We start from the raw sequence: 16,577 nt of genomic DNA on the forward strand, positions 1-16,577 counted from the left end.
GGCGCAAGCCCGGCGCCGCGATAGCATTGGACCGCATCGGCCGGCAACTCTAAGCTGCGTTTCCCTTCGTACACGCGGGCGCCCATGTACTCCGTCGTCAACGTCGTCATTCCGATCTTCGCCCTGATCCTGGTGGGCTACGTCTGCCGCCGCACCGGCCGCCTGGGACCGACCGCCGCCGCCGAGATCAACAAGTTCGTGGTCTGGCTGGGCCTGCCCTCGCTGCTGTTCCAGGTCACCGCCGGCTCGAGCTGGGAGAAGGTCTGGCAGCCGGGCTTCGTCGTCGCCGTCACCGTCGGCTGCCTGGCGGTGTACCTACTGACCCTGGCCTACCGCCTGCGCGGCGAGCGGCGCCTGGTCGACGCCAGCATCGACAGCCTCAGCGCCTCCTACGCCAACACCGGGTTCATCGGCATTCCGCTGTGCGCGCTGGTGTTCGGCCAGGATGGCCTGGAGCCGGCGATGATCGCCTCGATCCTGGTGGTCTGCGTGCTGTTTTCCCTGGCGGTGGTGTGCATCGAGATCGGCCTGCAGGCCGAGAAGAGCCTGCACCACGCCGTGCTCAAGGTGCTCAAGGCACTGGCGAAGAATCCGCTGATCGTCTCGCCGATCCTCGGCGCGTTCTGGGCAATGGGCGGGCAGCCCCTGCCCGGCCCGCTGCACCAGTTGCTCACCCTGCTGGCGAACGCCACCACGCCCTGCGCACTGGTGTCGCTCGGGCTGTTCCTCGCCCAGGCGCAGAAAGGCTCCAGCGAGGGCGCGATGCCGATCGTGCTGATCAAGCTCATCGTGCAGCCGCTGATCACCTGGGTGATCGCGTTCCCGCTGCTGCACCTGCCGCCGCTGTGGGCCAACTCGGCGCTGCTGCTCGCCGCCCTGCCTACCGGCACCGGACCGTACATGCTCGCCGAGTTCTACAACCGCGAGGCCGCGCTGGTATCGCGGGTGATCCTGGTCTCGACCCTCGGCTCGCTGCTGACCACCTCGCTGCTGCTCTACCTGCTCGGGCTTTAATCCGCGTGACAAAGGCAGCTGCGGCGCAGACACCGCGCGGCGGCGCTGGCATCATTGCAGCCCGCCGCGCCTGCTCGCCCCAGGACGCGCAGCAGACTTGCACAGGTTCCCAGGAGAGTTCGCCCATGGCCGCCCGGCCCATCCTCACAGTGATTCCACCCACCTCGCCGCTGCGTGGCCAGGTCGCGCCGCCCGGCTCGAAGTCGATCACCAACCGCGCGCTGCTGCTGGCGGCGCTGGCCAGGGGCACCAGCCGCCTCAGCGGCGCGCTGAAGAGCGACGACACCCGGCACATGTCCGAGGCACTGCGGCAGATGGGCGTCGAAGTGCTCGAGCCGGACGACACCACCTTCGTCGTCAGCAGCGACGGCCGCCTGCGCGCGCCGACCGGGCCGCTGTTCCTCGGCAACGCCGGCACCGCCGTGCGCTTCCTCGCCGCCGCGGTCGCCAGCGTCGATGGCGCCGTCACCCTGGACGGCGACGACTACATGCGCAAACGCCCGATCGGCCCGCTGCTCGACGCACTGCGCAGCGTCGGCGTCGGCGTCGACTGCGCCAGCGGCTGCCCGCCGCTGACGGTGCACGGCACCGGGTGCTTTCCGGCCGGGCGCATCGAGGTCGACGCCGGCCTCTCCAGCCAGTACGTCTCGGCCCTGCTGATGGCCGCCGCCTGCGCCGAAGGCCCGGTGGACATCGCCCTGCACGGCAAGGACATTGGTGCCCGTGGCTACGTAGACCTGACCCTGGCGGCGATGCGGGCCTTCGGCGCGCAGGTCGAGCAGCAGGACGAGATGACCTGGCGCGTAATGCCCGGCGGCTATGTCGCGCGCGACTACTTCATCGAACCCGACGCCTCCGCCGCCACCTACCTGTGGGCCGCTCAGGTGCTCAGCGAGGGCGACATCGACCTCGGCGTCGCGGATGCCGACTTCACCCAGCCGGACGCCCGCGCCAACGACTTCATCCGCCAGTTCCCGCGGATGCCGGCGCTGATCGACGGCTCGCAGATGCAGGACGCCATCCCGACCCTGGCGGTGCTCGCCGCCTTCAACGAGACCCCGGTGCGCTTCGTCGGCCTGGCCAACCTGCGGGTCAAGGAATGCGACCGCGTCGCCGCCCTGCACGACGGCCTCAACGCGATCCGCAGCGGCCTCGCCAGCGTGGAAGGCGACGACCTGCTGGTGGCCGCCGACCCGACGCTGGCCGGCAGCACCTGCGACGCGCTGATCGAGACCCACGCCGACCACCGGATCGCCATGTGCTTCGCCCTCGCCGGGCTGAAGATCCACGGCGTGCGCATCCTCGACCCGGAATGCGTCGGCAAGACCTACCCCGGCTACTGGAAGGCCCTGGGTTCGCTGGGCGTCACCTTCGAGCGCAGCTAGCCGAACGGACGCGGACAAAAAACGGCCCTGAGGGGCCGTTTTTCGTTCGATTCGAGCGGATACCGCGCGTCGCCCGGCCGACCGGTGCTGCTCGCGCCCGTTACTCGCCGTCCTGCAACACCCAGCCGCTCACTTGCAGGGCGAGGTCGTCGCTGGCCCGGCCGAAGGCGTCGACGACTTCGGGCACCGCGCGGCCCCGCACCGCCTGGCTCACCTCGAAACGCCGGCTGGCGAGGATCGCGCGGTTGCGGGTATCGATCAGTTGCGCGTCGAAGCGGATCAGCACCTGCGGCTGGCCAGCCCGATACTCGCTCTGAAACGCGCGCAGGTTGCCGCCCAGTTCGCGGTCGGCGCGCAGGTTGTCGTCGTCGCTGCTCAGCCGGGCGATGCCGCCGCCGGCGCGCAGCGCCTCGATCAGGCGGTCGCGCAGCAGCACCGGCACGGCGTCGCTCCAGCGCGCGCCCTTGTAGAAGCTCAGCCGGTCCGGCTGCGGCAGCACGGCGATGCGCGTGCCTTCCAGCCCGCCGGCGGCTTTCGGCCGGGTGACGCGTAGCGAACCCTCGCCGCCGGCCGGCGCCGCCGCGCTGGCGAAGTGGCCGCCGGGAAGCAGGTAGGTGTCCACCGTCTCCGGCTGCGACAGCGCCGAGCATCCGCCCAGCAGCAGCGCGCCGGCCAGCAGGGCTAGGGAGCGCCCCGGAAAAATGCGGATCATGGCTCGAACTCCTGTGCATGTTCCCGCCCGAGCAGATAGCCCACCGGGTTTTCGTTGAGGCCGTGGCTGACCTGGCGCAGCGAGGCCAGGGTTTCGCGCAATTCGCGAATCGCCGGTCCGAGTTCGCCAAGGCCCTGCAGGCCGTTGGCCAGCGAGTCGCTGTTGGCGGCGAGGATGCCGTCCAGCCGCATGCTGCTGCCCTCCAGCGAGGCCAGCGTCCGCTCGGCCTGGTCCAGCACCCCGCGGCCCTTGTCGTTGACCAGAAGGTTGGCATTGCGCATCAGCAGCGTGGTCTGTTCCAGCGTCGCGCTGGCCTGCTGGCTGGCCAGCGCCAGCTGGTGGACCATCTCGCGCACGTCGTCGCGCTGGTCGGCGATCATCGCGGTGGCCTGCTGCAGGTTGTCCAGCGTGCGGCTGATGCGTTCGGCGTTGTCCTCGGAGAGCATCCGGTTGATCCCCGTCAGCGCCTGGGTGACGCCGGTCATCAGGTCCTCGCCGTTGGCCAGCAGGCGGGCGATCGGTGACGGATCGGCGACGATGATCGGCGGCTCGCCGTTCTGCGCCACCAGCGGCTGGCTTTCCGGCGTGCCGCCGCTGAGCTGGATCTGCGAGGTGCCGGTGATGCCGTTCATCGACAGCTTGGCGCGGGTGTCCAGCTTGATCGGCGTGGTCGCGACGATGCGGATCTGCGCCACCACACGACGCGGGTCGTTCGGGTCGAGGTGGAGTTCCTCCACTTCGCCGACGCGAATGCCGCTGTACTGCACGGTGCTGCCCTGCGAAAGGCCGCTGACCGCCTCCCTGAAGACCACCCGGTAGCGGTTGAACTCGCCCTCCCCGGAGCGTCCCAGCCAGAAGGCGAAGAGCATGGCAGCGGCGATGGCGATCACCGTGAACAATCCGATCAATACGTGATGGGCTCGGGTTTCCATCAATCCGTCTCCCGCAGGGATGCATGGGTGTGTTCGGCGGCCCGTGCGCGCGGGCCGTGAAAGTAGTCGCGAATCCAGGCGTCGTCGTACGCCGCCACCACCTCGAGGCGATCGGCCACCAGCACGCGCTTCTGCGACAGCACGGCGATGCGGTCGCTGATCGCGTAGAGGGTGTCGAGGTCGTGGGTGACCAGGAACACCGACAGCCCAAGTGCCTCGCGCAGGGTGAGGATGAGCTGGTCGAACGCCGCCGCGCCGATCGGGTCGAGCCCGGCGGTGGGCTCGTCGAGGAACAGGATGTCCGGGTCCAGCGCCAGCGCGCGGGCCAGCGCGGCGCGCTTGATCATGCCGCCGGACAGCGAGGCCGGGTACTTGTCGCCGGCGTTCGCCGGCAACCCGGCCAGCGCCAGCTTGACGGCGGCCAGGCGCTCGGCCGAGGCGCGCGAGAGGCCGGCGTGCTCGATCAGCGGCAAGGCGATGTTCTCGATCACCGTCAGCGAGGAAAACAGCGCGCCCTGCTGGAAGAGCACGCCGAAGCGCCGCTCGAGCTGCGAGCGACGCTGCTCGGGCAGGGTCAGCAGGTCCTCGCCGAACACCCGCACGCTGCCGGCGCTGGGCCGGTTGAGGCCGATCAGGGTGCGCAGCAGCACCGACTTGCCGCTGCCCGAACCGCCGACCACGGCGAGGATTTCGCCACGGCGGATATCCAGGTCGAGGTGCTCGTGCACCACCTGCGGGCCGAAACGGTTGCTCAGGTCGCGGACTTCGACGATCGCCTCGCTCACCAGTCCATCTCCATGCAGAACAGGGCCACCAGCGCATCCAGCAGGATCACCACGAAGATCGATTTCACCACGCTGATGGTGGTGTGCTCGCCCACCGACTGCGCACTGCCGCTGACCTTGAAGCCTTCCAGGCAGCCGATCACGGCGATCAGGAAGGCGAACAGCGGCGCCTTCGCCAGGCCGACCACCAGGTGGCTGACGCCGATATCGCTGTGCACGATGTTGAGGAACATGCCGGGCGAGATGTCCAGCGCGATGGCGCACACCGCCAGCCCGCCGAGGATGCCGCTGAGCATGCCGACGAAGGTGAGAATCGGCAGCGCGACCAGCAGCGCCAGCAGGCGCGGCAGGACCAGCAGTTCGACCGGATCGAGGCCGAGGGTGCGGATCGCGTCGATCTCCTCGTTGGCGCGCATCGAGCCGATCTGCGCGGTGAAGGCGCTGGCGGTGCGCCCGGCGATGAGGATCGCGGCCAGCAGCACGCCGAATTCGCGGAGGAACGAATAGGCCACCAGGTTCACGGTGAACAGGGTCGCGCCGAAGCTCTGCAGCACGGTGGCACCGAGGAACGACACCACCGCGCCGACCATGAAGGTCAGCAGCGCGACGATGGGCACCGCGTTCAGCCCGGTCTGCTCCAGGTGCGCGACTATCGAGGTCAGCCGCCAGCGCCGCGGGCGCAGCAGGTAGCCGAGCAGCGACTGCAGGATCAGACCGATGAAGCCGAGCATCTCCACCAGGTTGCACCAGTGCTCGACCATCGAGGCGCCGATGCGCTCGAGCAATTCCAGGTAGGCGGCGCGCGGCGCGGGCGGCGACAGCGGCACCTGATCCGCCTGCGAGCGCGCCACCAGCGTCAGCAAGGCCTGCTGCCTGGCCGGCAGGCATTCCTGGGTGGCCGCGCGTTCGACGCCCAGCAGCCGCACCAGCAGCGCGGCGCCGGCGGTATCGAGCTGGCCGAGGTCGCTGAGATCGAAATGCCGTGGGGGTTCGGCGCCCTGGGCCGAGACGACTTCGCGCTCCAGCCGCATGTAGTCGGCCAGTACCCAGTCGCCGGCGATGCGCAGGGTCGAGGCATCGCCGGCATCGAGGCGCGTCAGGCTACCAGGCGTTGGGGTAAGGCTCATCGACTGTCCGGGTCAGGCGGCGGGAAACTCCCTGAGCCTGCCATGATGCCGAGAACAGAGCCTTCGCTCTAGCTTTTTGCAGGTGCAATCGCCGCCGCCGACGCGCCCGGCGCACGCCAGGCACGCGCTACTTCTGCCGACGCCGGCGGATCACCGCGATCACCGCGCCGCCCAGCAGTAGCAGGCTCGCCGCGCTGAGCGTGCTCATGGTGCCGAGCGCCGGAACCATCGGCGTGTAGCCGGCGACCATCTTCGAGTACAGCCACTTGGGCACCGTGGAGTCGGCACCGGCGGTGTAAAGCGACAGCGGGAAGTTGCCCCAGGACAGCAGGAAGGCGAACAGCGCGCCGGACCAGATGCCCGGCCACAGCAGCGGCAGGGTGATCTCCCTGAAGATGAACAGGCGGCCGGCGCCCAGGTCAATGGCGGCCTCTTCCAGGGTCGCGTCGTAGCTGTAGACCTGGATCGCGATCACCAGCGTCACCACCGGCACGATCCACACCAGGTGCGCGACCACCGCGGTACGCCAGCTCGGCGTGATGCCCAGGGCGTTCATCCACAGCAGCAGCGCCAGGCCGAGCACGGCCTGCGGGAAGAAGATCGGCAACAGCAGCAGCTTCTGGTACAGCTTGCGGCCCTTCCAGTCGTAGCGGGCGAACGCCAGCGCGCCGAAGAACGCCAGCAGCACTGAGATCAGCGTCACCAGCAGGGCGACGGTGATCGAGTTCTGCACCAGCGTCTGCACTTCCAGCGAGGCCAGCGTGCGCTGCCACCAGTCCAGCGAGAACTGGCGCACCGGGAACAGGAAGTAGCGGCTCTTCGACAGCCCGGCCAGCGCGCTGCAGACGATCGGCAGGTAGATCGCGATGAGCACGAAGGCGGCCCAGCTGCGGATGAAGAATTCGGAACGGATCTTCGCTTGGGTTCTCATGCTCAGCGTCTCCCCAGCACGCGGTCGAGGTCCAGCCTGGAAAGCACCGCCAGGGTCAGCCCGCCAATGATCAGCACCAGCAGCACGGCCAGCGCGGCACCGAGCGGCCAGTCCTGGGCGTAGGTGAAGGCGATCTCGATGTCGTGCACCACGGTGATCACCGATTGCCCGCCGAGAATCTTCGCCTCGGCCACCGCGCCGACGGCGAGAACGAAGGTCAGCAGCATGCCGATGAGGATGCCCGGCATCGCCAGCGGCAGCTCGACCTCGCGCCAGACCATGAAGCGCCCGGCGCCGAGGTCGGCGGCCGCGTCGATCAGGTCGCGCGGCACCATCGACAGGCCCAGGGTCATCGGGAACAGCATGAACGGCAGGTACACGTAGACCATGCCGAACAGGGTGATCCCCGGCGTGTACAGCACTTCGGGCCCCGACCCCAGGCCTAGGGCGTTGAGCAGGCCGTCGACCACGCCGTTCTTGATGAAGAACTGCACCCAGCCGTAGAGACGGACGTTTTCCGAGATGAACAGCGGGAACACGAAGAGCACGCTGACCAGCGAGGAGAAACGCCCGAACGCGTGGTTGAGGCCGTAGGCGATCGGATAGGCGATCAGCGCCAGGATGATCGTGCAGGCCGCGGCCAGCCCCAACGACCAGACGAACGAGGTCCACACGGTGTTGGAGGAATCCAGCACCGCGGAGAAGTTGGCCAGGGTGAACGAGGTGAACACCTCGAAGCTCTTCGGCGAGGCGAAGGCGTAGGCGACAACCGTGACCAGCGGCGCGAGGAAGCCCAGCAGCAGGAAGAGCAGCACCGGGCTGGCGTAGCGCAGGCCGGTGGAAACCACGGGTGGCGCGTCGGAATCGTGCATCTCAGGCCTCCGCCACGAAGGCATCGGCGGCGTTCCAGCCGATCATCACCTGCTGGTCCAGGGCCGCATCGCGCGCCAGGGTGCGCGGGATCTCGATGAGCACGCTCTTCTCGCCGCAACGCACCTGGTACTGGATGCGCGAACCCAGCGAATACTCGTTGAACACGCTGCCGCGGATGACGTTGTCGAACTCGTCCGGCGCACTGGCGAAGCGCATGTACTCGGGGCGCACGATCACCGTCGCCGCCTGGGCGCCCTGCAGCGAATCGGGCAGGGTCAGGGTCACGGCGCTGTCGGTGTCGGCGCTGAACCATCCGCGCTCAGGGTCGCGCACCAGCGGAAACTTGTTCACCTCGCCGAAGAACTCGGCGACGAATTCGGTTTCCGGCCGCGCGTAGATGCTCTCCGGCGTACCGATCTGGACGATCTTGCCGGCACTCATCACCGCGATGCGGTCGGACATCACCATCGCCTCCTCCAGCGAGTGAGTGATGTACACGAAGGTCTTGCCGCTCTCGCGGTGCAGGTCCTTGAGCTCCTTCTCCAGCACCTTCTTCAGCTTGTAGTCGAGCGCCGACAGCGGCTCGTCGAACAACAGCACGTCGGGGTCGTAGGCGAAGGCGCGGGCCAGCGCGACACGCTGCTTCTCGCCGCCGGAACACTTCATCACGTTCTTGCCGTAGTAGCTCTCCGGCAGGCGCAGCATGCGCAGCAGCTCCAGCGCGCGCTCCTTGCGTTGCGCTGGCGGCACGCTCTTCACCTTGAGCGGGAATTCGATGTTCTCGCCGACGGTCTTGTGCGGGAACAGCGCCAGCGACTGGAACACCAGGCAGGTCGGCCGCTGCTTCGCCGGGACGTTGTTGATCAGCTCGCCGCGCAGGGTGATGTTGCCGTCGCTCGGCGCCTCCATGCCGGCCAGCATGCGCAGCAGCGTGGTCTTGCCGGAGCCGGACGGGCCGACCACGGTGAGGAACTCGCCGTCGAGGATGTTCAGTGAAATGCCGCTGACCGCGGTGAACTCGTTGAAACGCTTGTAGACATCCACCAGTTGCAGAATCGGTAGCGGTGCCTTGGCGACATCATTCAATGCGCTGCTCATAGTCGTGCCTTGTTCGATTACGGGACGTGCAGGGTCCCGCCCACGCGCCGGCAAGCAGCAGCCGCGTGAGCGGGCGATGGGGCCATTCGGCGGCGCGGGCGCGCGTCATCCGGCGACGCCCGGCCTGCGGGTGTCGCGATCAGCGCATGCGCTTGGCGGCGGTGATCATGTCCAGTGCCTCGGCGTACTCGGGAACGATGTCGTACTCGACGCATCGACTCATCTCCTCGGCCAGGCTGTCCCACTGGATGATGTCCAGCTCTTCCTGGGTGAACAGCTTGAAGCACTCCGGGCTGCCCATCTGGCTGACCGGGTTGAAGGTGCCCTCGGCGAACGCCACCTGGTGGGCGACATCGGGCTTCTGCACGTACTTGAGGAATTCGGTGGCCAGCGGCGAGACGTTGGGGTTGTTCACCACCGAGGTGATCTCGATCCAGGAAACCCCGCCCTTGCCGTCGATCGGCCCGCGCAGCGGCGTGATCCCGCGGATTTCCGGATAGCCGTCGGCGCGTGCCGGCGAGGCGGTGTAGGTGCCGCCGGTGAGGTACAGGTCGATCTCGCCGGAGATCATCGCCTGGTTCAGGCTGGCGACGTCGCCGACCATCTTCGCGCCCTTGAAGACCTTCACCGCGGTCTGCTGGAACAGCTCCATCTCCGCCGGCGTGTGCTTGACGAAGGGGTTGATGCCGGCGATCAGGAAGATGTCGAAGACGTTCCAGTCGTCCGACTCCTGGATGCCGTACTTGCCGGCAAGAGCCTTGTCGTTGAACAGGTCCCAGCCAGTGTCCTCGGCGCTGGCACGGCTGATCTTCTTGGTGTTCACCACGTAATTGAACGGCCCGAAGCGCTGCGCCATGCCCAGCAGGTCTTTGCCGTCCTCGCTCATCGCCCACTTATAGGGGGCCTTGAACTCCGGCAGCATGGCGTCGAAATAAGGCTCGAACTCGGCGCGCGGCAGCGACTTGATCAGCCCAGCGGGCGCCATGACCTTGCGCGCCCAGGGGTTGTTCACGTTGATCAGGTCCCAGACGTTGGTCTCGCCACCGCGCAGGCGGTTGATCATGGTTGGGTCGTTGGTGAGGCTCTCGGCCTTCACCGTAGCCCCGGTCATCGAGCGGAACGGGTCGAGCACCTGCGCCGAGTTGTAGCCTTCCCAGCAGAGGATGTTCAGCTCCTTGCTGCGCGCCGCGGCGAAGGCCGACGAGCCGCCCAGCAGCGTGCCACCGCCCAGCGCCATCGCACCGGCGCCAGCCCCCATCATCTTCAGCAATTTCCTTCTCGACAGATCGTTCATCTTCTCTCCTACCCGGACGGGGGCGTGGTTCAGCGATGCGTCGAGTAGAACTCACGAATGAGGCAGGTTCAACATTTTTTTTCGCACCAGATGTGGACCTTCACGCACTAAAAAGCAGCACGAAATCCGTTCGATTTCAGAGTATGACCCATAAGATATTGATTTTTCTATATTTGATTGGTGGTCTGTATTTTGCCAGAGATCTCTCACTATTCAGAGAGGACCACCAAATGTTTGAGTCACTACAAAACAAAACCGTCATCGTGACGGGCGCCAGCCGCGGGATCGGCCTGGGCATCGCCAAACGCTTCGGCCAGGCCGGGCTGAACGTGCTGGTGGTGTCGCGCTCGCTCGCCGACGCGCAGGCGGTGGCCGAGGGCATCGGCGCCAACGCCTCGGCGTTCGCCGCCGACGTGAGCGAGGAATCGGCCTGCCAGGCGATGGTGAACGCCGCCGTGGAACGCTACGGCTCGGTGGACGTGCTCGCCGCCAACGCCGGGATCTTTCCCTCGGCGCGCATCGAGGACATGACCACGGCGGACTTCGACCACGTGATCGCCACCAACCTGCGCAGCAGCTTCCTCAGCACCAAGGCGGTCCTGCCGGTGATGAAGAAGAACGGCTTCGGCCGCATCGTCCTCACCTCCTCCATCACCGGCCCGATCACCGGCTATCCGGGCTGGTCGCACTACGCCGCGAGCAAGGCCGGGCAACTGGGCTTCATGCGCACCGCCGCCATCGAACTGGCCAGCGCCGGGATCACCATCAACGCGGTGATGCCCGGCAACATCCTCACCGAAGGCCTGGACGGCATGGGCGCCGACTACCAGGCGGAAATGGCCGCCTCGATCCCGCTGCGCCGCCTCGGTTCGGTGGACGACATCGCCAACGCGGTGCTGTTCTTCTCCACCCGCGAAGCCGGCTTCATCACCGGCCAGACGCTGGTGATCGACGGCGGCCAGGTCCTCCCCGAATCCAGTGCCGCGCTGGGTTGAGGACCGCAGGATGGGCTCATCTCGACTCCGCCTGGTGGGTTACGCGGGCGATGATTCGGGATGAACCCCTCGGGCCCGTGGTGCCGCTAACCCACCCTACAGGTACGACGCGGGCCGTAGGCTGGGTCAAGGCACCCGCCGGTGATGCGACGAAGGAAATGCGTAGCACCGCAACCCACGCGGAGCGGAGGTTCACGCGACTCCGCCTGGTGGGTTAAGCGGTGGGTGATTCGGGGTGAATCCTCGGCTTCGGTATGCCGCCAACCAGGTACGCCGCGGGCCGTAGGGTGGGTGAAGGCGCCCGCCGGTGATGCGGCGAAGGAAATGTCGCGCGCCGCTAACCCGCCCTATGGTCAAGCGCGGCTCACACGGCCCGCAACACCTTCTCCAGCGTCTCGACGAAGAAGCCGGCGTTGTCCTCGCCGAAGCACAGCGCCGGACGAATCTTCAGGACGTTGCCGTAGGCGCCGGCCGCGCCGATCAGGATGCCCTCCTCCTTCATCGCGTTGATCACGTAAGCCGCCAGGCTGGCATCCGGCTCGCGCTGGCCACGGCTGAACTCCAGGCCGATGAACAGGCCGGCGCCACGCACGTCGCCGATCCGCTCGTCGCGACGACCGAGGTCGCGCAGGCCGTCACGCAGCAGCGTGCCGATCCGGTCGGCGTTGGCGATCAGCCCCTCCTGCTCGATCACCTGCAACACCGCGAGACCGGCCGCGGCGGCCACCGGGTTGGCGCCGAAGGTGTTGAAGTAGCCGGTTTCGGCGCAGAACGCCTCGAGCAGTTCCGGGCGCGTGACGACACCGGCCATGGGGTAGCCGTTGCCCATGGGTTTGCCCAGGGTGACGATGTCCGGCTCGATGCCGTGCCGGGCGAAACACCAGTGGCCCTTGCCCGTGCGGCCGAAGCCCGGCTGCACCTCGTCGGCGATGAACAGCCCGCCCGCCTCGTGCACCACGGCCAGCGCCTCGGCGAGAAAGCCGGCGGGATCGGCGAACACGCCGTCGCTGGAGAACACCGTGTCCACCACCAGCCCGGCGAAGGTGATGCCGTTGTTCTGCAGGTCGCCGATGGCCGCGCGCAGGTGCGCGGCGAACACCTTGCCGACCTCCTGCCCCGGCTCCAGGTGATAGCTGTCCGGCGCCGGGATGGTGCGGATGTGCGGCGGCAGCGGGCTACCCTTGCGGTACGACGACGGCGAGATTTCCATCACCGCCGTGGTGTTGCCGTGATAGGCCGTCTCGGTCACCACGAAGCCGTTGCCGCCGGTGTGGGTCTGCGCCATGCGCAGGGCGATGTCGTTGCTCTCGCTGCCGGTACAGGTCAGCACCAGATTCGACAGCGACGCCGGGAAGGTCGCCAGCAGGGTTTCCGCGTAGGTATGCAGGTTCTCGTACAGGTAGCGGCTGTTGGTGGCGAGCAGCGCGGCCTGGCGACTGATCGCCTCGACTACTTGCGGGTGGCAGTGGCCGACGGTGGGCACGTTGTTGTAGACGTCCAGGTAGGCCTTGCCGGCCGCGTCGAACATGGTCACGCCCTCGGCGCGAACGATCTCCAGCGGCTTTTGGTAGAACAGCACCGAGGAGGCGCCGAACGAGGCGCGGCGACGCTCGACCAGCGTCGCCAGGCGCGCGTCGAGGCGCTCGGCGCTGGCCATGTCGAAGCGGTTCAACTGGAGGATTTGCTTCGACTCGGTCATCTCGGGTCCTTCTCTGCATAGGCGCTCAGGTAGCGCTCGGCCAGGGCAACGGTGCCGCGGGTGTAGTCCTCGCCCATCGACTGCGCGGTGGGCGTTTCGGCGTGGCTGGCGATCCAGGCGGTGAGTTGCATGCGACGCAGCATCAGCAGCATGGGAATGGCGTCCTCGTCCTCCCGGGGCAACTCGGCAACGCTGCGATAGCCGTCCAGCCAGGCGGCGAGGAAGTCCGGTATCCGCGGGTCTTCCTCGAGGAAGCTGACGCAGGCGGCGAAGTCGTAGGCGTACCAGCTCAACCCGCAGTCGTCGAAGTCGATCACGCTGAGGCGGTCGCCATGCACCAGCAGGTTGGCCGGGCGCATGTCGCAGTGGACCAGGCCGAAACGCTGCGCATCGGTGCCGTAGGCCGCGGTCTGCGCGCGCAGCAGCGCCTGGGTACGTTCCAGCACGTCGCGTCCGTGCGCATCGAGGCCCAGCGCCTGGCGCCAGTCGCCCCAGTGCGCCCGCGGGCCGATGATGGTGTCGAAGTCCCACACCTTGCGCACGAAGCCCTCTGGCTTGACCCAGCTGCGGCTGTGCTGGTGCAGGCGCGCGTTGATCTGGCCGAGCACGCGATACCACTCGGCGAGGTCGCCGGCGGCGTCCGGCTCGCTGCCCGGCATCCACTCGAAGGCGGCGACGTGGCGCACCCTGTCGCCATCGGCGAAGGAGCACAGCAGGCGTCCGTCGAGGGTGGGAATCGGCGCCGGCGCGCTGACCAGGCCGGACTCGCGCAACGCGAGAATCCAGCTCAGCTCGGACTCGATCTCGGCGACGCTGTGATAGTCGGGGCGCTGCACGCGAATCACCTGCCGGCGTTTTGTGGCAGTGTCCTCGACCAGATAGGTGGCGTTCTCCGAGATCGCCAGCAATCTGACCGCCGCATCCCCCGGCAGCCCCCAGTTCGGCAGCGCCCCGCGCAGCCCGGCTTCGAGCCGCTGAAGAAATTCGCTTTCGTACAACATGACAAACCCCACAACCTTGGTGCGCTAGAAGTACAACATTTGAACCACTGCAACAAGATTAAATATTGCGCTTGCAACATTTTCATGGCGAGACGACCCCATTTCGGGCGACGGGAAAGCCTTCAACGCCGCGCAGTCAGGTGACGGCGCCGGGCGTTCCCGCACGGGGGCGAATGATCTACCATGCGCAATCCATCGGCCTTTTTGTGGTGAATCCCACAGTTGGCGCCCACCTTCAACGCAGCGATTCGAGGGCACATGTCCAGAGCGAAAACCGCACGCCAGGCCAAGATCATGGCGGAACTCAACAATGCGCCGAGCCTGCGTATCGTCGACCTGGCCCGCCTGCACAACGTGTCCACCGAAACCATCCGCCGCGACCTCGACGAGCTGACCCAGGGCGGCCACCTGAACCGCACCTACGGCGGCGCCGTGCGCGCCATCGCCAGCGAGCCCTCGCTGACCGAACGCCACCGCCTCTACATCAACGAGCGCGAACGCATCGCGCGGGCCACCGTGCAGCTGATCGCCGATGCGCAGATCCTCATGCTCGGCTCCGGCTCCACCACCGTGCACGTGGCCCGGCGCATCGCCACCGAGATGAAGGACATCACCGTGCTCACGCACTCCTTCGGCGTGGCCACGGTGCTGTCGATCAACCCGACCATCCGCGTCTTCGTGCTGCCCGGCGAGTACCACGCCACCGAGGGCGCGATGGTCGGCGCGCACACCATCGCCTTCCTCAACGGCTTCTCAGCGGACTACGCGATTCTCGGCGCCAGCGGCCTGTCGGACGACGGCGCCAGCGATGCGCTGATCGACTGCAGCGCGGTGTACAGCACGATGATGCAGCGTTCGAGCAAGACGCTGATCGTCGCCGACCATTCCAAGTTCAACAGCACCTTCCCCGGTCGCTACGCCTCCTGGCACCAGGTCGACTGCCTGATCACCGACCAGCAGCCCACCGGCAAGCTGCTGCAGTGCCTGAACCAGAACAAGGTGACGCTCAGGCTGAGCAACGAACCGGCGGCCTGAAGCGCCGGCCGCCCCTCAGCCGCGCAGTGCTTCCAGGCTCTGCTTCTGGCGCCCTTCCCCATCGAAGTTGTCCTCGCCCAGCCAGCGCGCGAATGCCGCCTGGCAGCGCGGCCATTCGCTGTCGAGCAGGGAGAACCAGGCGCTGTCGCGGTTGCGCCCCTTGACCACCATGTGCTGGCGGAAGGTGCCTTCGTGGACGAAGCCCAGGCGCTGCGCCGCACGCATCGAGCGGGCGTTGAGCGCGTTGCACTTCCATTCCAGGCGGCGGTAGCCCAGCTCGCCCATCACCCGTTGCGCCAGCAGGTAGACCGCCTCGGTCGAGCCCGGCGTGCGCTGCATGACGCGGCCGAAGGCAATGTGGCCGATCTCGATGCAGCCGTCCTTCGGCGCCAGGCGCAGGTAGGCGAGCAGGCCGACCGCGCGCCCGCTGGCGCGATCGATGACGGCGAAGAACAGCGGATCGGCGCTGGCCTGGTTGCCCGCCAGCCAGGCATCGAAGGACGCGCGCTCGGCGAATGGCCCATAGGGCAGGTATTCCCACAGCAGCGGGTCGGCCTCCGGCCCCTGCAGCGCCCGCCACAGATCGTCGCCGTGGCGTGCGCTATCCAGCGGTTCCAGCCGCACGAAACGGCCGTCGATGGGAGTGTGCGACGGCGCGGCGACGGGTTGCCAGTCGAGGTGTCGTTCAGCAGTCATGGGGCACTTCCTGGTCAGAACAGCTTGCGGTACTGGACGAAGCCGGAGCGGTCGCCGATGCGGTCGTAGAGCTGCATGGCGTCGGTGTTGGTTTCGTGGGTCAGCCAGTGCACGCGCGAGGCGCCGGCGGCGCGGGCCTCGGCGTAGACGTGCTCGATCATCCGCCGGCCGATGCCGCCGCCGCGCAGGTCGCCGGCGACGAACAGGTCCTGCAGGTAGCAGTAGTCGCCCAGCGTCCAGCAGGAGCGGTGGAAGATCCAGTGCACCACCGCGACGGCGCGGCCGTCCTGCCAGGCCAGCGCGGCGTGCATCGGCTCCGCGGGGTCGAGGAAGCGCCGCCAGGTGACCGGCGTGGTGCCTTCGGCGAGTTCGCTCTTGTAGAAGCTCAGGTAGCCGTGCCAGAGCGGCAGCCAGGCGTCGTGGTCGGCCGCCGTGACGGCGCGGATTTCGAGGGTGGACATGCGGGTTCCTTCTGCGTGGATTCAGGGTTCTTCAAGCATGCGCTGCGCCAGTTCCCGGTCGCGCGCGTCGGTGCTGGCGCCGAGACCGACACGCACGCCCTGGCGGTCCGCGGCGCTGCGGTTCTGGCCGAGCTTCCACTTGCCTTCCAGGCGCTCGATGGGCAACGCGAAACCGACGATGGCGCGCAGCATGGCATCGATATAGTCGCGCGGCGCATCGCCCAGCGCCCAGGGTTTCGCGCGCCCGCCCTCGTGACGATCGCTGAGGCGGGCGAGCAGGTCGAGCAGGCGCGCCGGTTCGTCGAAGACCTCGGCGCGACCCTGCGCGTGGACGGCGATGTAGTTCCAGGTCGGCACCACCTTGCCGTGCTCGGCCTTCGCCGGATACCAGGACGGGCTCACGTAGGCATCCGGCCCGCTGAACACCGCCAGCGCCGGACCGCCCTCGGCGAGCACCCGCCCGTGCGGATTGGCCCGGGCGACATGCCCGTAGAGCGTGCCGAACCGCCCCTCCTCCGGCACCAGCAGCAACGGCAGGT

17 protein-coding genes are annotated in these 16,577 nt (G+C 67.7%); 4 read left to right on the forward strand and 13 right to left on the reverse strand.

All coding sequences use genetic code 11. The features are described 5' to 3' along the window. Positions 1 to 84: 84 nt before the first annotated feature. Together B2X67_RS05170 and B2X67_RS05175 are read left to right on the forward strand one after the other, a co-directional pair. Complete coding sequence (locus B2X67_RS05170; protein WP_286784818.1) at positions 85 to 1,014, forward strand: AEC family transporter; 930 nt, start codon at positions 85 to 87, stop codon at positions 1,012 to 1,014. 125 nt (positions 1,015 to 1,139) lie between these two features. Beyond that, a complete protein-coding gene (locus B2X67_RS05175; RefSeq protein ID WP_286784819.1) occupies positions 1,140 to 2,399 on the forward strand; it encodes a 3-phosphoshikimate 1-carboxyvinyltransferase in 1,260 nt (419 codons plus the stop codon). A 100-nt stretch (positions 2,400 to 2,499) separates the two neighbouring features. Here the strand turns inward: B2X67_RS05175 and B2X67_RS05180 are convergent, their stop codons facing one another. The 8 genes from B2X67_RS05180 to B2X67_RS05215 all read right to left on the reverse strand — a co-directional run bounded on the left by B2X67_RS05180 (position 2,500) and on the right by B2X67_RS05215 (position 10,151). Then, on the reverse strand, positions 2,500 to 3,111 hold the full coding sequence (locus tag B2X67_RS05180) for an ABC-type transport auxiliary lipoprotein family protein (protein WP_286784820.1): 612 nt from the start codon (positions 3,109 to 3,111) through the stop codon (positions 2,500 to 2,502). After that, a complete protein-coding gene (locus B2X67_RS05185) occupies positions 3,108 to 4,043 on the reverse strand; it encodes an MlaD family protein (protein WP_286784821.1) in 936 nt (311 codons plus the stop codon). The genes B2X67_RS05180 and B2X67_RS05185 overlap by 4 nt, the downstream gene beginning before the upstream one ends. Then, entirely contained in the window at positions 4,043 to 4,831 is a 789-nt protein-coding gene (locus B2X67_RS05190) for an ABC transporter ATP-binding protein (protein ID WP_282338874.1), read from the reverse strand. The genes B2X67_RS05185 and B2X67_RS05190 overlap by 1 nt, the downstream gene beginning before the upstream one ends. Then, positions 4,825 to 5,955, reverse strand: coding sequence for an ABC transporter permease (locus B2X67_RS05195; protein WP_286784822.1), 1,131 nt, complete (start codon positions 5,953 to 5,955; stop codon positions 4,825 to 4,827). The genes B2X67_RS05190 and B2X67_RS05195 overlap by 7 nt, the downstream gene beginning before the upstream one ends. A 127-nt stretch (positions 5,956 to 6,082) precedes the next feature. Continuing rightward, positions 6,083 to 6,886 (reverse strand): ABC transporter permease, encoded by an 804-nt coding sequence (locus B2X67_RS05200; RefSeq protein ID WP_286784823.1) that lies wholly within the window; start codon positions 6,884 to 6,886, stop codon positions 6,083 to 6,085. 2 nt (positions 6,887 to 6,888) lie between these two features. Then, complete coding sequence (locus B2X67_RS05205; protein WP_286784824.1) at positions 6,889 to 7,758, reverse strand: ABC transporter permease; 870 nt, start codon at positions 7,756 to 7,758, stop codon at positions 6,889 to 6,891. 1 nt (position 7,759) lies between these two features. Continuing rightward, the gene (locus B2X67_RS05210; protein ID WP_286784825.1) at positions 7,760 to 8,857 is read right to left on the reverse strand and encodes an ABC transporter ATP-binding protein; all 1,098 of its coding nucleotides are present in this window, start codon (positions 8,855 to 8,857) and stop codon (positions 7,760 to 7,762) included. 139 nt (positions 8,858 to 8,996) lie between these two features. Then, the gene (locus B2X67_RS05215; RefSeq protein ID WP_282338832.1) at positions 8,997 to 10,151 is read right to left on the reverse strand and encodes an ABC transporter substrate-binding protein; all 1,155 of its coding nucleotides are present in this window, start codon (positions 10,149 to 10,151) and stop codon (positions 8,997 to 8,999) included. A gap of 230 nt (positions 10,152 to 10,381) precedes the next feature. On the opposite strand from B2X67_RS05215, the gene fabG reads away from it, so the two are divergent. Beyond that, positions 10,382 to 11,146 (forward strand): 3-oxoacyl-ACP reductase FabG, encoded by a 765-nt coding sequence (fabG, locus tag B2X67_RS05220; protein WP_282338831.1) that lies wholly within the window; start codon positions 10,382 to 10,384, stop codon positions 11,144 to 11,146. Between the two features lie 364 nt (positions 11,147 to 11,510). On the opposite strand, the gene B2X67_RS05225 is transcribed toward fabG, so the two are convergent. Further along, positions 11,511 to 12,845 (reverse strand): aspartate aminotransferase family protein, encoded by a 1,335-nt coding sequence (locus tag B2X67_RS05225; RefSeq protein WP_286784826.1) that lies wholly within the window; start codon positions 12,843 to 12,845, stop codon positions 11,511 to 11,513. Continuing rightward, on the reverse strand, positions 12,842 to 13,846 hold the full coding sequence (locus B2X67_RS05230) for a phosphotransferase enzyme family protein (protein WP_286784827.1): 1,005 nt from the start codon (positions 13,844 to 13,846) through the stop codon (positions 12,842 to 12,844). Before B2X67_RS05230 ends, B2X67_RS05225 begins: the two co-directional genes overlap by 4 nt. A gap of 258 nt (positions 13,847 to 14,104) precedes the next feature. Here B2X67_RS05230 and B2X67_RS05235 point away from each other — a divergent pair, with 258 nt between their 5' ends. After that, entirely contained in the window at positions 14,105 to 14,881 is a 777-nt protein-coding gene (locus tag B2X67_RS05235) for a DeoR/GlpR family DNA-binding transcription regulator (RefSeq protein WP_286784828.1), read from the forward strand. A 15-nt stretch (positions 14,882 to 14,896) separates the two neighbouring features. Here the strand turns inward: B2X67_RS05235 and B2X67_RS05240 are convergent, their stop codons facing one another. The 3 genes from B2X67_RS05240 to B2X67_RS05250 form a co-directional block, all read right to left on the reverse strand. Continuing rightward, a complete protein-coding gene (locus B2X67_RS05240; RefSeq protein ID WP_286784829.1) occupies positions 14,897 to 15,577 on the reverse strand; it encodes a GNAT family N-acetyltransferase in 681 nt (226 codons plus the stop codon). 14 nt (positions 15,578 to 15,591) lie between these two features. Then, positions 15,592 to 16,038 carry a GNAT family N-acetyltransferase gene (locus B2X67_RS05245; RefSeq protein WP_286784830.1) on the reverse strand — a complete coding sequence of 149 codons (447 nt, stop codon included), beginning with the start codon at positions 16,036 to 16,038 and terminating at the stop codon, positions 15,592 to 15,594. A gap of 21 nt (positions 16,039 to 16,059) precedes the next feature. Then, positions 16,060 to 16,577: FMN-binding negative transcriptional regulator (locus B2X67_RS05250; RefSeq protein ID WP_286784831.1), on the reverse strand; the 518-nt coding region annotated here is incomplete at its 5' end.

It is taken from the genome of Pseudomonas sp. UBA3153 (assembly GCF_002364635.1).
Lineage (GTDB): Bacteria > Pseudomonadota > Gammaproteobacteria > Pseudomonadales > Pseudomonadaceae > Pseudomonas_O > Pseudomonas_O kuykendallii.

Coding starts and splice junctions, on each gene's coding strand:
- fabG (WP_282338831.1), top strand. CDS start 10,382: ATGTTTGAGTCACTACAAAACAAAACCGTCATCGTGACGGGCGCCAGC.
- B2X67_RS05185 (WP_286784821.1), bottom strand. CDS start 4,043: ATGGAAACCCGAGCCCATCACGTATTGATCGGATTGTTCACGGTGATC.
- B2X67_RS05175 (WP_286784819.1), top strand. CDS start 1,140: ATGGCCGCCCGGCCCATCCTCACAGTGATTCCACCCACCTCGCCGCTG.
- B2X67_RS05180 (WP_286784820.1), bottom strand. CDS start 3,111: ATGATCCGCATTTTTCCGGGGCGCTCCCTAGCCCTGCTGGCCGGCGCG.
- B2X67_RS05205 (WP_286784824.1), bottom strand. CDS start 7,758: ATGCACGATTCCGACGCGCCACCCGTGGTTTCCACCGGCCTGCGCTAC.
- B2X67_RS05235 (WP_286784828.1), top strand. CDS start 14,105: ATGTCCAGAGCGAAAACCGCACGCCAGGCCAAGATCATGGCGGAACTC.
- B2X67_RS05215 (WP_282338832.1), bottom strand. CDS start 10,151: ATGAACGATCTGTCGAGAAGGAAATTGCTGAAGATGATGGGGGCTGGC.
- B2X67_RS05245 (WP_286784830.1), bottom strand. CDS start 16,038: ATGTCCACCCTCGAAATCCGCGCCGTCACGGCGGCCGACCACGACGCC.
- B2X67_RS05195 (WP_286784822.1), bottom strand. CDS start 5,955: ATGAGCCTTACCCCAACGCCTGGTAGCCTGACGCGCCTCGATGCCGGC.
- B2X67_RS05170 (WP_286784818.1), top strand. CDS start 85: ATGTACTCCGTCGTCAACGTCGTCATTCCGATCTTCGCCCTGATCCTG.
- B2X67_RS05230 (WP_286784827.1), bottom strand. CDS start 13,846: ATGTTGTACGAAAGCGAATTTCTTCAGCGGCTCGAAGCCGGGCTGCGC.
- B2X67_RS05200 (WP_286784823.1), bottom strand. CDS start 6,886: ATGAGAACCCAAGCGAAGATCCGTTCCGAATTCTTCATCCGCAGCTGG.
- B2X67_RS05225 (WP_286784826.1), bottom strand. CDS start 12,845: ATGACCGAGTCGAAGCAAATCCTCCAGTTGAACCGCTTCGACATGGCC.
- B2X67_RS05210 (WP_286784825.1), bottom strand. CDS start 8,857: ATGAGCAGCGCATTGAATGATGTCGCCAAGGCACCGCTACCGATTCTG.
- B2X67_RS05240 (WP_286784829.1), bottom strand. CDS start 15,577: ATGACTGCTGAACGACACCTCGACTGGCAACCCGTCGCCGCGCCGTCG.